The 13,956-nt window shown below is 59.8% G+C and carries 11 protein-coding genes; 3 read left to right on the forward strand and 8 right to left on the reverse strand.

What is annotated here, in order from left to right:
• Positions 1–88: 88 nt before the first annotated feature.
• The 5 genes from NUV89_RS21770 to NUV89_RS21790 all read right to left on the reverse strand — a co-directional run bounded on the left by NUV89_RS21770 (position 89) and on the right by NUV89_RS21790 (position 5,086).
• A complete protein-coding gene (locus NUV89_RS21770) occupies positions 89–790 on the reverse strand; it encodes an ABC transporter ATP-binding protein (protein ID WP_017735935.1) in 702 nt (233 codons plus the stop codon).
• Between the two features lies 1 nt (position 791).
• Positions 792–1,559, reverse strand: a complete 768-nt coding sequence (gene livG / locus NUV89_RS21775) for a high-affinity branched-chain amino acid ABC transporter ATP-binding protein LivG (RefSeq protein ID WP_017735934.1) — start codon at positions 1,557–1,559, stop codon at positions 792–794.
• The gene (locus tag NUV89_RS21780; protein ID WP_017735933.1) at positions 1,556–2,809 is read right to left on the reverse strand and encodes a high-affinity branched-chain amino acid ABC transporter permease LivM; all 1,254 of its coding nucleotides are present in this window, start codon (positions 2,807–2,809) and stop codon (positions 1,556–1,558) included. Before NUV89_RS21780 ends, livG begins: the two co-directional genes overlap by 4 nt.
• Entirely contained in the window at positions 2,806–3,729 is a 924-nt protein-coding gene (livH, locus tag NUV89_RS21785; RefSeq protein WP_017735932.1) for a high-affinity branched-chain amino acid ABC transporter permease LivH, read from the reverse strand. The genes NUV89_RS21780 and livH overlap by 4 nt, the downstream gene beginning before the upstream one ends.
• 229 nt (positions 3,730–3,958) lie before the next feature.
• On the reverse strand, positions 3,959–5,086 hold the full coding sequence (locus NUV89_RS21790; protein ID WP_257782927.1) for a branched-chain amino acid ABC transporter substrate-binding protein: 1,128 nt from the start codon (positions 5,084–5,086) through the stop codon (positions 3,959–3,961).
• 341 nt (positions 5,087–5,427) lie between these two features.
• Here NUV89_RS21790 and NUV89_RS21795 point away from each other — a divergent pair, with 341 nt between their 5' ends.
• A complete protein-coding gene (locus NUV89_RS21795; protein WP_257782928.1) occupies positions 5,428–5,730 on the forward strand; it encodes a DUF2288 domain-containing protein in 303 nt (100 codons plus the stop codon).
• 271 nt (positions 5,731–6,001) lie between these two features.
• Entirely contained in the window at positions 6,002–7,093 is a 1,092-nt protein-coding gene (locus tag NUV89_RS21800; RefSeq protein ID WP_257782929.1) for a hypothetical protein, read from the forward strand.
• Positions 7,094–7,129: 36 nt separating this feature from the next.
• Here NUV89_RS21800 and NUV89_RS21805 read toward each other — a convergent pair whose 3' ends face one another.
• From NUV89_RS21805 to NUV89_RS21815, 3 genes are all read right to left on the reverse strand, one after another.
• Positions 7,130–9,307: a hypothetical protein gene (locus tag NUV89_RS21805; protein ID WP_257782930.1), complete on the reverse strand. Its 2,178-nt coding sequence runs from the start codon at positions 9,305–9,307 to the stop codon at positions 7,130–7,132.
• 204 nt (positions 9,308–9,511) lie between these two features.
• Positions 9,512–11,776, reverse strand: a complete 2,265-nt coding sequence (locus NUV89_RS21810; protein WP_257782931.1) for a bifunctional diguanylate cyclase/phosphodiesterase — start codon at positions 11,774–11,776, stop codon at positions 9,512–9,514.
• 139 nt (positions 11,777–11,915) lie between these two features.
• Entirely contained in the window at positions 11,916–12,281 is a 366-nt protein-coding gene (locus NUV89_RS21815; protein WP_257782932.1) for a YkgJ family cysteine cluster protein, read from the reverse strand.
• Positions 12,282–12,532: 251 nt separating this feature from the next.
• Here NUV89_RS21815 and NUV89_RS21820 point away from each other — a divergent pair, with 251 nt between their 5' ends.
• Positions 12,533–13,879 (forward strand): MFS transporter, encoded by a 1,347-nt coding sequence (locus NUV89_RS21820; RefSeq protein WP_257782933.1) that lies wholly within the window; start codon positions 12,533–12,535, stop codon positions 13,877–13,879.
• The last annotated feature ends 77 nt before the right edge of the window (positions 13,880–13,956 follow it).

Here is a 13,956-nt window from a genome sequence, read left to right on the forward strand (position 1 = left end):
GTCAGCCAACAGATACTTGGCTGATCCACCGCATTCGCGAGCAAGCCCGCTCCCACATTTTAGAGCCGGTTCCTACAGCAACCTTCTCTTAGCCGCCGAGGTACGCCTCACGCACCTTCGGATCCGTCAGCAATTGCTCGCCCGAGCCTTCCATCACCACCCGGCCGTTTTCCAGGACATAGGCGCGGTCGGCGATTTTCAGCGCCTGGTTGGCGTTCTGCTCCACGAGGAACACCGTCACACCGTCCTTGCGCAGCTGTTCGATGATGTCGAAGATCTGCTGGATGATGATCGGTGCCAGGCCCAGTGAAGGTTCGTCCAACAACAACAGCTTGGGCTTGCTCATCAACGCGCGGCCGATGGCGAGCATTTGCTGCTCGCCGCCGGACATGGTGCCGCCGCGCTGGCTGAAGCGCTCCTTGAGCCGTGGGAACAGGTGCAGCACCTTGTCCATCTGCTCCTGGAAGTCACCCTTGTCGGTAAAGAACCCACCCATGGCGAGGTTCTCTTCCACGGTCAGGCGGGAAAACACCCGACGGCCTTCCGGCACCACGGCAATGCTTTTGCGCATGATCTGCGACGATTGCAGGCCCACCAGCTCTTCACCCATGTAGCGGATGCTGCCGCTGTGGGCCTGGGGCGAACCGCACAGGGTCATCAGCAAGGTGGACTTGCCCGCGCCGTTGGCGCCGATCAGCGTGACGATCTCGCCTTGGCGCACTTCCACGTTGACGCTGTGCAGGGCCTGGATCTTGCCGTAGAAAGTGGAAACGTTTTCGAATTGCAGCATTTTACGCTTCCCCCAAATAGGCTTTGATCACTTCAGGATTGTCGCGGATCTGCTCCGGCGTCCCGTCAGCCAGCGGCGTGCCCTGGTTGATTACCACGATGTGGTCGGAAATGCTCATGACCAGTTTCATGTCGTGTTCGATCAACAGCACGGTGACGTTGTGTTCCTCACGCAACACGCTGATCAGCGCCTTGAGGTCTTCGGTTTCCTTGGGGTTCAGGCCGGCGGCCGGTTCGTCGAGCATGAGGATCCGCGGGCGGGTCATCATGCAGCGGGCGATTTCCAGGCGGCGTTGCTGGCCGTAGGCCAGGGTGCCGGCCGGACGGTTGGCAAACTCGGTGAGGTTGACCTTGTCCAGCCAGTACGCGGCGAACTCCATGGCTTCGCGCTCGCTCTTGCGGAACGCCGGGGTCTTGAACAGGCCCGCCAGGAAGTTGGTGTTCAAGTGACGGTGCTGGGCGATCAGCAGGTTCTCGACCGCCGTCATGTCCTTGAACAGCCGCACGTTCTGGAAGGTGCGCACCACGCCTTTGCGGGCGATCTCGTGGCCGGCCAGGCCCTGGATCGGCTGGCCGTCCAGCAGGATGCTGCCACCGCTCGGCTTGTAGAAACCGGTGAGGCAGTTGAACACCGTGGTCTTGCCGGCGCCGTTGGGGCCGATCAAGGCAACCACCTGTTTCTCTTTCACGGTCAGGGCCACGCCGTTGACCGCCAGCAAACCGCCGAAGCGCATGCTCAGATTTTCGACTTTCAGGATCTCGCGGCTCATTTGCGCAGCTCCATGTGTGGACGTTGCATGGGCAGCAGGCCTTGAGGGCGCCAGATCATCATCAGCACCATCATGGCGCCGAACATCAACATGCGGTATTCGCTGAACTCACGCATCATTTCTGGCAGCAGGATCATCACGATTGCTGCCAGGATCACGCCCAGCTGCGAGCCCATGCCACCCAGTACCACGATGGCGAGGATGATCGCCGACTCGATAAAGGTGAACGACTCCGGGGTCACCAGGCCTTGGCGCGCGGCGAAGAAGCTGCCGGCAAAACCGGCGAATGCAGCACCCAGGGTGAACGCGGAGAGCTTGATGATGGTCGGGTTCAGGCCCAGGGCCCGGCAGGCGATCTCATCTTCGCGCAGCGCTTCCCACGCACGGCCGATCGGCATGCGCAGCAGGCGATTTATCACGAACAGGGCGGCCAGTGCCAGCAACAGCGCCACCAGGTACAGGAACACCACTTTGCTCACCGGGTTGTAGTCGATCCCGAAGTACTCGTGGAAGGTCTGCATGCCTTCGGCGGCGCTGCGGTCGAACGACAGCCCGAAGAAGGTCGGCTTGGGAATGCTGCTGATGCCGTTGGGGCCGCCGGTGATATCGGTGAGGTTGCGCAGGAACAGCCGGATGATTTCACCGAAGCCCAGGGTCACGATGGCCAGGTAGTCACCGCGCAGGCGCAGCACCGGGAAGCCCAGCAGGAAGCCGAACGTGGCCGCCGCCATGCCCGCCAGAGGCAGGCAGATCCAGAAGCTCCAGCCCAGGTAGTGCGAGAGCAGCGCGTAGGTGTAGGCACCCACGGCGTAGAACCCCACATAACCGAGGTCGAGCAGGCCGGCGAGGCCCACCACGATGTTCAGGCCCAGGCCCAGCAACACGTAGATCAGGATCAGGGTGGCGATGTCGACCGCGCCGCGCGAGCCGAAGAACGGCCAGATCAGCGCGGCCACGATCAGGCCGATGATGATGTAGCGCTGGGTGCGCGGCAGGGTCAGGAATTGGCTGACCTTGGGCGACACCAGCGGACCACGGTTGCCCTTGAACAAGGCACCGACCTGCTGGGTGAACAGCACGCGCAGGAACATCAGCACCGAGCACAGGGCAATGATGGTCAGGGTCACGGGACCGGTGCCATGCACTTCCAGGTTGATGCCGACAATGCTCAGCTTGAGGCCGAGAACCGGAAAGGCCACGGCCCAGACCAGCAAGGCGCTGAAAAACGCCGATTTAAGATATCTGCTCATACTTTCTCAACCTCCGGACGGCCAAGGATGCCGGTCGGACGGAACAACAGCACCAGAACCAACAGGCCGAACGCCACGACGTCCTTGTATTGGTCGCCGAAGATATCGGCACCGAACGCTTCGGCCACACCCAGCACCAGGCCACCGAGCATCGCGCCCGGGATACTGCCGATGCCGCCCAGGACCGCTGCGGTAAAGGCCTTGAGGCCCACCAGGAAACCGGCGTTGGGGTTGATTACGCCGTACTGCATGCTCAGCAGCACCGCCGCGACGGCGGCCAGTGCCGCACCGATCACGAAGGTCAGGGCGATGATGTTGTTGGTGTTGATGCCCAGCAGGTTGGCCATCTTGATGTCTTCGGCACACGCCCGGCAGGCACGTCCCAGACGGGAGCGGGAGATGAACAGGGTCAGGCCCAGCATCGCCACCAGGGTGACGACGAAGACCAGGATTTGCATGTAGGAAATCAGCACTTCTTCCGCGCCGCCCGGGCCGAAGGAGATGCTCCCAGGGATCAGGTTGGGGATGGATTTATCCTTGGAATCCTGGGACAGCAATACGGTGTTCTGTAGGAAAATCGACATACCGATGGCGGAAATCAGCGGGATCAAACGGTTGCTGCCACGCAAGGGACGGTAGGCAACACGCTCGATACTGTAGCCATAGGCACTGGTTACAACGATTGACGCGATAAACGCGGCGGTCATCAACAGCGGCAGGGAGTGGATACCCATCATGGCCAGCCCGGCAAGGGCGATAAAGGCCACGTAGGAACCAATCATGTACACCTCGCCATGGGCGAAGTTGATCATTCCAATGATGCCGTAAACCATTGTGTAGCCAATGGCTATCAAGGCATAGGTGCTGCCAATGGTCAGGCCATTAACCAGCTGTTGGAAAAAATGATAGATCTCAGGCATTACAGCGCTCCTAAAAACCCGATACGCATTTCACTGGTGGAGTCATGTTCCGGCCCTGCGCTGTGTTCTATGAGCACATTTGCACAAAGCGTTTGCCAGCGAACCGCTGGTGACGGTTTTAAGATTTTCAGGTGAGCCAGCGCCCGGATCGCGGGTGACAGGCCCATAAACCTCGTAAAACAAAGCCCACTGCTCTCACAGTGGGCTTGTTGGACCAGTAATGCCTGGCTTACTGAGGGGAAACTTCGGTTTTAGGTTTGCCGAAGTGCCATTCGTAGACCACGAACTTGAAGTCCTTCAGGTCGCCCTTGGCGTCGAAGCTCAGGTCGCCGGTCGGGGTCTTGAAGGTGCCCGCGTGGATGGCGGCGGCCACTTTGGCGGTGTCTTCGCTCTTCGCGGCAGTGATACCGCCAGCGATCAGTTCAACGGCGGAGTAGGCCGGGAACACGAACGGGCCGCTTGGGTCCTTGCCGTCCGCCTTGATGGCGTCAACGATGGCCTTGTTGGCAGGCTCGGAGTCGAACGACTTCGGCAGGGTCACCAGCAGGCCTTCGGAAGCGCCCTGGGCGATTTGCGAGATGGAATCGTTGCCGACGCCTTCCGGGCCCATGAACTTGGCTTTCAGGCCTTTTTCCTGGGCTTGGCGCAGGATCAGGCCCAGCTCTGGGTGGTAGCCGCCGTAGTAGACGAAGTCGACGTTGGCTTGCTTGAGCTTCTGGATGATCGAGGAGAAGTCTTTGTCGCCGGCGTTCAGGCCTTCGAAGACGGCAACCTTGGTGCCTTTCTTCTCCAGGGTCTGCTTGACGGCAGTGGCGATACCTTCACCGTATTGCTGCTTGTCGTGCAGGACGGCCACGACTTTCGGCTTCACGTGGTCGGCGATGTAGTTGCCGGCTGCCGGGCCCTGGGCGCTGTCCAGGCCGATGGTGCGGAAGACCAGCTTGTAGCCACGGGCAGTGATGTCCGGGCTGGTGGCGGCTGGGGTAATCATGATAACGCCTTCATCTTCATAGATGTCGGACGCTGGCTGAGTGGAGCTGGAGCAGAGGTGACCGATTACAAACTTGACGCCGTCGTTGACCACTTTGTTGGCTACGGCAACCGCTTGTTTAGGATCGCAAGCGTCATCGTATTCCTTGGCTTCAAGCATCTTGCCGTCTACGCCGCCCTTGGCGTTGATGTCTTTGATGGCTTGCTTGGCGCCGGTGAACTGCATGTCACCGTATTGCGTCACTGGACCGGTCTTAGGCCCGGCGATACCGATCTTGATGGTATCAGCTGCGAACGAATGGCCGGCAACCCCAGCCAGGACCATAGCGGCAAACAGTTTGGAAATCTGCTTAGTAGCCTTATTCATAGTGCTCCACTCTTACTGTTGTATTTTTTATAGTTCTAGCGGCCTTGTGAGCTGCAGAACCGGATCGGATATCTCGGATATCCCCCCGGCAGCGGCCTGGCAACTGTACCGGTACAGTGTAGAGCGCCGGTTGATCGCTTGAAAAGCTGGCTGCTGGGGGCAAAACCCGGGTGTGTCGCTTAAATGAAAGAAAAAGACAGAATTGCGGCGGGCTTATGCCAGAGTTTCAGGCAATCCTTGGCTTTTCTGACACTTTCTATCGATGCCTCATTTGCAACTGGGTTTTTCTACCAAGGGCGTGACGTTATGATTGCGCCGTTTTTTCCCCAAGGTGAACTCCCATGACGCAAGAACCTAGCACCCTCTATGCCAAGCTGCTCGGTGAAACCGCCGAAATTTCCTGGAAGGAGCTTGAGCCGTTCTTTGCCAAGGGTGCCCTATTGTGGGTCGATGCCTGCCTGGATTTGATCGAGGCCGCCGAAGGAATGGCAGAGGACAACCGTGACAAAGTGGCTGCCTGGCTGGCCTCGGGCAGCCTTGGCGAAGTGTCTGCGACGCGGGCATTGGACCTGGTTGAGCGTGATCCGAGCCTGTGGGCCGTGGTGGTTTCGCCGTGGATTCTGATCCAGGAAAGGGCAGCGTAAGAAATGTCTGCACAAAAAAGGTGCGTGTTTTCCACCGACGCAAGTGTGTAGCGGAGTAACCGCTGGCGCCGTGATGGCATGTTGCCGTAGAGAAAGGTCACAGCGCAGGGTGACGTGCGCGTCATGGGAACAGTTTTGAGCCGGCCGAACCGGTGGGAGAATTGTTTCCTGGTGTGAATAAACAAGGGTAATTTGTAAGATAAATCTGTGGGCTCTGCGGATTTGTCGGTGGATTCCGGTAAAGTTCGCGGCTTGTTCCATGGAGCCTGTCATGCCGTCCACGCTGCCCCCCTTGCCAAAAGCACCGCACCAGCTGCTCTACCTTGTCTACGGTGAACAGGATGTTTATCGACGCGAGGCCAAGTTCAGCATCCTCACCGCCCTGTCGCAGCTCAAGCAGGGCGAGTCGTTGTGCATTCGGGTCATGACGGATCGTCCGCAGGACTACACCGGCTGGCCAGTCGAAACCCTCGCACTGGATGAGCAGACCTTGACCCGATGGCAGGGCGATAACGGCTATACCCACCGCCGCAAGGCCTGCGCCATCGCCCAAGGGCTGACGCTGGCGGACAAGACCCTGTTCGTCGATACCGACACGCTGTTTCTCAAATCGCCCCATCGCGTACTCGAACTGATCGAGCCCGGCCAGTATGTGATGGACGAGTTCGAGTACGACTGGAGCTACGTCTGCAAGCGCCCGGACTACCTCAAGCTGGGCCGTGACCTACAGGCCCATGGCATCAGCGCCAGCAACGGTTTCAAGCTCTACAACAGCGGCCTGTGCGGCGTGCGGGCGAGTGACGCACCGCTGCTCGAAACGGCGATCGGCTTTATCGACGAGTGGACCCGCGAGTCGTTCGACATCCACACCATCGAGCAGGTCGCGATTTCTTTCGCGATGCGTGGCAAGACGGTGCGCGAGGCGCGCAAGTTCGTGCATCACTTTTACGCCGACAAGCGCTTCTTCCATGCCATGCAGGCGCATTTTTTCAGCCTGCACGGTGAGGCGTTCAGCCCTGAGCTGATCGTCCGTAGCCTGGATGTGCCGCGTTTCAAGCCGATGCCATCGCCTCTGCAGCGCGTGTGGATCAAGTGGCAGTTGCGCAACCAGCGCAAGCATTTGAAGAAGGTCGGCCGTGATTTGCTCTACGGCAGCTCCGCGCCCGAGCACCCGTACTACGACGTGTGCCGACACGGCTGGTGGGAATCGGCCTGCAAGGAAATACGACGCTGGGACGAGGCTGAGCAGAACAAGCTGCTACAGGCGAAGGGCGCCGGCTGGCCGCAGCACATGCCCCGGCCCGCCAAGGCGGCTGACGAGCAAACCATCCTGGCCTTCCTGCGCCAGCGCCTGGCCCAGTAGCACGTTGGCGGCGCCGAGTGGCGCCGCCTCCACGGCCTAGAATGTCTTGCCGGTGTAGTTGTTCAACGAAATCACCTTGGTCTTGCCGATGCGGTGACGGTAGATCTCGCGCAGGTACTTGATCGCCTTCTTCACGCAATCCCGTGACAGGCGAATGTCATTGATCGAGACAAACTTCTCTTTGTCGTTTATCAGCTCGCGGTACTTCTTCTCATACATCGGCTTGATCGCGTACCAGTTGGTATCGAGGATCTTCGCCGGGTTTTCAAACTCGTTGAGCAACTCGTCGATGCGGTCTTCGTCGAAGTCCTCGTGGATGATGAAGTCCAGGATCGAGTTGTCCAGCGTCTCATCGAAGCGGTACGGATTGCGCGCAAAGCAGCGTTTGATAAACGCCACGATCAGCGTGAGGAAATCATCCGACAGGCACGGGCTCTTGGCGATCAGGGTGGTCAGCGACAGGTTGGCCGAAGCGCCGATCACCAAGGCATAGCGCTTGAGCGTAGTGTTGGGGAACAGGCTGTTGAGGTGGGTCTTGAGCCGGTTCAGGTCCATGTAGGACAGCTTGTAGTCCTTGGGCAGCGAGACGATGGACACCACCGACGAGCAGTTCTTGAAGAAGTGCAGGTCGTGCAGCGCCGCCGCGTCGTAGCCGGAATTCTTGTACTGCTCCAGGGACGCCTTGTAGCGCTTGGACTCGATCGGCAACAGGCTGATGCCTTCGATGGCCTGGGTGACCTTGTTGAAGTGCGGCAGGTCGATGGAGCGGAAGAACAGGTCGTCGATGTTCAGGCGCTGCGGCTCTTTATCGAACACCTTGAACTTGTCATTGGACGGCGCCGGGGTTTCCGGGACGACGGATTCGGCGTAGGCAATCGCCACCGGGCCGGCCAGGCTCATGAACAGGTCGTTGGCATCCAGGCGGATGGTCTCGCCAATGTCGATACCGGCGCGACGGAAGTAGTTCTGGTCGTAGTCGGTGGTCACCGCCTGGGCGGTGAGAATGTTGAAGATCTGCTGTGAGATGTATTGGTTGGCGTGTTTTTCCATGGCATTGACGTCAATGTTCTGGATATTGCCGTCATCGCTTTCTTCGGCGTAACGCATGATGTCGTTGGAGATCAGCATCATCGCGTTCCACGGCCGGATACGCCCCTTCACGCTGGCTTCGCTGCTGTCTTCATTGGCGAAGTTGTACGAGAAATCCCATTCTTCCGACAGATACTTGCAGAGCAAACGCCCGGCGTTGATGTGCAGCGCCTCGGACATTTCGCTGCGGTGGTCGGAGATATTCGGCAGCACGCAGATGCCGCTGGTGAAGATCGGCTCGAACACAAACGCATGGCCGCTCTTGCTGTCGTGCTCGTCGGCGGGCTTGGTGTCGAACGTCTTGTTCATATAGGAGTGCTGCTGGGCCAGGCCGAACTCCGAGGCCATGCCCGAGCCGGTACCACCGCCGGCGCTGAAGATCGAGAAGTACAGGCGCGACTGGTTGGCCTTGATGCCGCAGGAGTCGATCAGGTACGAGTGGATCATCTTCCAGTCCGGGCTGGAGAAACGCTGGGTGTCCTTGTTGAGGATGATCTTGGCCAGGTACTGGCCGAGGATCGGCGCGTTACCGGCGCCACCGGCGTGGACTTCCGAGAGGTCCATGATTTTCATCTTGCTGTAGTCGCGCAGAAAGCCGCTTTTTTCGCCCTTGCGCGAGAAGCGGATGCGCCCGGCGATGTCCTTGTCCAAGTCGCCCAGCATCACCAGCGGCTCCACCAGGAACACCGGCTTGCTGGCCTTGCCGCCGCCCAGGCGCAGGTTGTTGCGAATCCACTGGGCCGGGCTGTAGCCCTTGTCGGCTGACTTGTCTTCGTTACTGAATTCGTTCAGGTAGAACTTGCGCGCGTTGTACACCAGTTCCGCCACGTCCAGCGCGATGTTCGAACCGCAGCGGCCCAGGCCGATCAGGCACACCGAGGGAAATTCCTGCTCGTTGCGCGGGTCGCCGTCGCCTTCCTGTTGGGGCAGGCGCGGGAACACCATGTCGCGCAGGCCGTCGAGGTTGTCGAGGATGCGGTCGGTATTGGTTTCGGTGAAGTACAAGTACTGCTGGGTCGCCAGCGGGCGGGCGCTGCTCAATGACTTTGAACCTGGGGATTTTTCCGCAGGTGCTGTCGGCAACACGTCGGGGACCACGGTGGCAGAGTTATTTTTGGAAGTCATTGGGCGCCATGTACTTGGACGGATGGCTGGAAGAATTCAAGGAGCCATCACTGAATGGGAGTTCGCGACTTTGCAGTGCGTTTTCGTCCGGGACGCTCGGGTTTAACCCTGCTTTTTCAAGGGAAATCGTGACCGGACTCTGATGAATCGGCCGTCTGTCGGGTTTCTTTAAACAAATGATGGCGAAATGCCAAAGTTTCGGCGTCAGCGAATTGGCCGAATCACCGAAGTCGGGCCGATACGGACCGGGGAGGGACTTCTGGGGGCCAGCGGGTCCTTGGTACCCGCCACGCTGAACGGGTACAACGGATTACGCATCTGAATGCCCTGGATGACACCGATAACGTCGGCGGCACACACGGCTGGGCTCAACAGGTAACCCTGGACGTAATCGCAGCCATGTTTGAGCAGCAACTCGAATTGCGCCTGGGTTTCCACGCCTTCGGTCACCACTTGCAGGTGCAGGGTGTGGGCCATGCCGATAATGGCCTGGACGATCTCGATGTCGGCGGTGGACTTGGGGATGTCCTGGATAAATGAGCGATCGATCTTCAAAGTGTTCAGCGGCAGGCGCTTGAGGTAGGCGAGGGACGAATACCCGGTGCCGAAGTCGTCGATGGCCAGCGAGACGCCCAGCGCACGGATCTGCCGCAACAGGGCGAGGGTGCTGCTGATGTTGCCCATCAACGCGTTTTCGGTGACTTCCAGTTCCAGGCGGTGGGCGGCAATGCCGCTGAAACGCAGGGCATCTTCGATTTCGTCGGCCAGTTCGTCGCGGGCCAGGTTGAGGGCCGAGCAGTTCACGGCCATGGTCAATTCGGTGTAGCCGCGGTCAGACAACAGGCTCAGGTCATGACAGGCCTGGCGCAATACCCAGTGGTCCAGGTCGGCAATCAGCCCATTGTTTTCGGCGATGCCGATAAAACGGTCCGGGGCGAGCAGGCCATGCACGGGGTGCTGCCAGCGCACCAGGGCCTCCAGGCGCGTGACCTTGCCCAGTTTCATGTCGAAGATCGGTTGGTAGAACAGCACCAGTTGGTTGCGTGCGCGCAGGGCACCGCGCAGTTCTTCTTCCAGTTGCAGTTCGAGGAAGGCACGGGTTTTCAGGTTGGAACTGAAGAAGGTCAGGCTGTTGCGCCCGGTGTCCTTGGATTGGTACAGCGCCAGGTCGGCGGTTTTCAGCAACTCTTCACAGGTGAGGCCATCATCGGGAAACAGGCTGATACCAATGCTGGTGGTCATCACCATGCGCCGCCCGGCCAGCTCGATCGGTTCTTTCATTTTTTGCATGATGCGTTGGGCCAAGTGGCGTGCTTCGTCACGGTGATGGACGCTGATCAGAATGCAGAACTCATCGCCACCGAAGCGTGCCACCACATCTTCATGGCTGCGCACCGAGCCTTTGATATGCGCGGCGAGCACGGTGAGCAACTGGTCGCCCGCGTCATGCCCGAGGCTGTCGTTGATGCGTTTGAAATGATCGATATCGAGGAAAACCACGGCCATCATCCCGTGAGCCTTGGTTTTCTCGTCGAGCTTCTCGGCAAAGATCTGGTTGAAACCGCGCCGATTGAGCAGGCTGGTCAACGCGTCAAAGTGCGCCACCTGTTGCAGGGAGGCGCGGGCCTGGTCCAGTTCGCTGAGCAAGGCGTTGACCCGGCGCAGGTCGCGTTCCTTATGCTGAAGCTTCTTGTCCGCGAGGGCCGCACTGACGCTGCTGCCAATCACCAGCAGCGTGATTACGGCGACGGACAGGCCGAGTTGAATGGGGTTGTTATCCAGTGGCAGCGATAGATCGGCGCCAGTGGGCACCAGCATGCGCATGGCCGCCATGCCGGTGAAATGCATGCTCAGGATGCCGGCGCCCAGTACCAGGCTGGCAGCGTACTTGAGCAGTTGGTGGAACACCCCGGCACCGTTGCGCAGGTAGCTCGACAGCAACAGCGCCGCCAGGCTGGCGCCGATGGCAATGCCCACCGAGGCCATGAACAACCCGGATTCGAAATACACCGCGGCCTGGGAGCGCATGGCCGACATGCCCACGTAGTGCATCAAGGCGATGCCCAGGCCCATCCATACCGACGCCAGCAGGTACTGATGGAGCCGCAGATGGGTGTGGCTGAGGGTTTTCATGGCGAACAGCGAGGCGATCATGGCGATCAGCAGCGAGGCGAACGTCATGAGCAATTCGTAATGAATGGCAATGGGGGCTTGAAAGGCCAGCATGCTGATGAAGTGGGTGGACCAGATGCCACCCGCCAGGCAACCGGCGCCGAGCCAGCGCCAGCGGCGACGAGCGGTAGGGTCTTCGACGTGGCCAACCCGTTCAGCCATATCAAGGGTGCCAAAACCCGCCGCACAGGCGACCAGGTAGGCCAGCAAGACCAGGAAGGGGTTATGACTGCAATTGAGTAATAAGTGCCCGTTCTCTGGAAGCTCGGTAAAGAAATGCAGACCAAGCCATTCCATAGCATGTCCCGTAAAAGTCGTTGCGCCACTGCCTACAGCAATGGCCTACGACCTCGAGTATAGAAGGCCTGCGAGATTCGCCATGGATAATGGCACTTTGCTCTCTACGATTTTGGCATGCCGGCCATAGCGTTTGATGCTAAGCGCTGATGGGCAGGTCCAGCTCGAAGGGCATCTCCAGCGGCGCCAGGCCAAAGGCCGCGCGGGCGGCATCGCAATCGACGTTCTGTACGCCCTCGTGCCAGGACGCCTCAAACTCGCGGCAGGTGCTCGACCGTTGCTCGTAGATCGAGCAACTGGTGCCTTTGCCCACTTCCCCTTCAAGGCTGCAGCAACGCACGGGTTTCTGGTCGGTGCCGATCATCGCCACCCGCGTCGGGTTGATCTGCACCACCAGGTCGTCGGGCACCGTCCCCCCGGATGAGGCGCACTCACCCCAGAAAAAAGACACACGGAAGTGTGAACAGCAGGCACCACAATTCAGGCACGGACTGGCTTCGGACATGGGCGTCATCGATAAGAAAAGTAAGAGGGGGTACTACCGGAAGGCTCGCCATTCTATCTGCGCCATGGCCGTTGGGAAGAGGGGCGCAGATATATATTTTCGTAGGGGAAGTCCCATGAATCTGGGGGAAATCATGCCCTATCAGCTTTACGAATCATTACAGACAACCGCCGCCAGCCTGACTATGTTGCTGGTACCGGGCAGGATGCATCGGGCATCGCAGCTCTCATAACAATAAAAGAGACGGACCCATGCAGAACTCGACCCAAGCGGCGAATGCCTGGCGCATTCTGTTCCTGCTGTTCCTGGCCAACCTGTTCAACTTCTTCGACCGCACCATTCCCGCGATCATCATCGAGCCGATCCGCATGGAATGGCACCTGAGCGATTTCCAGCTCGGCATCATCGGCACCGCCTTCACCATCGTCTACGCCATTGCCGGCCTGCCCCTCGGGCGCATGGCCGACACCGGCTCGCGCAGCAAACTGATGGGCTGGGGCCTGTTCGCCTGGAGTGGGCTGACGGCAGTCAATGGCCTGGTTGGCAGTTTCTGGACCTTCCTGCTGGTGCGCATGGGCATCGGGATCGGCGAGGCCAGCTACGCACCGGCCGCCAACTCGCTGATCGGCGACCTGTTTCCCGCCCACCGCCGCGCGCGGGCCATGGGCATCTTCATGCTCGGCTTGCCTCTGGGCCTGTTGCTGGCATTTTTCACCATCGGCTGGATGGTCAAAGCGTTCGACAGCTGGCGCGCGCCGTTCTTTATTGCCGCCGTGCCGGGGATGATCCTCGCGGTGTTCATGTTCTACATCAAGGAACCCAAGCGCGGCGCGGCGGAAACCGTGCAAGTGTCCCAGGAACGCGTCGACCGCCCGATCCGCCGCGTCCTGGCCGTGCCGACCTTCCTGTGGCTGGTGCTGGCCGGACTGTGCTTTAACTTTGCCACCTATGCCTGCAACTCGTTCCTGGTGCCGATGTTGCAGCGTTACTTCCTGATGCCGTTGCAGGACGCCGCCGTTGCCACCGGGGTGATCGTCGGCCTGACGGGCCTGGTGGGCCTGACCCTGGGCGGCTGGGTGGCCGACAAGATCCATCAACGGATTGCCAATGGCCGGCTGCTGTTTGCCGCGTTCAGCCTGATTATCTCGACGGTGTGCACCGCCTGGGCCTTGCACGCCGGGCGCATCGAGATCGGCGTGTTTGTGGCGGTATTCAGTGTGGGCTGGTTGTTTGCCTATAACTTCTACACCTGCGTGTACACGGCGATCCAGGACGTGGTCGAACCGCGCCTGCGGGCCACGGCAATGGCACTGTTTTTTGCCGGGCTGTACTTGCTGGGCGGTGGCATGGGGCCAATTGTGGTGGGGGGCTTGTCCGATCACTTTGCCCATTCGGCGATGTATGCGGCGGGGGCGGAGCAGATGACTGAAGCGTATAAGGCGGTGGGGTTGCATGACGCCATGTACCTGATTCCGGTAGCGCTGTTCTTGACCATGCTGTTTCTGTTCCAGGCGTCGCGGTGTTTTGTGCGCGATGCCAAGAAGATGAAGGAGGGGTTGAGTGCGGTGGAGGTGCCGGGGGCGGCAGTTGCGGCTTGAGACCGAGGTGAGGCCTTCGCGAGCAAGCCCGCTCCCACATTTGACTGAGTTTCTCCAGTTGAAATGCAATCAAATGT

It is taken from the genome of Pseudomonas sp. 18.1.10 (genome assembly GCF_024655625.1).
Lineage (GTDB): Bacteria > Pseudomonadota > Gammaproteobacteria > Pseudomonadales > Pseudomonadaceae > Aquipseudomonas.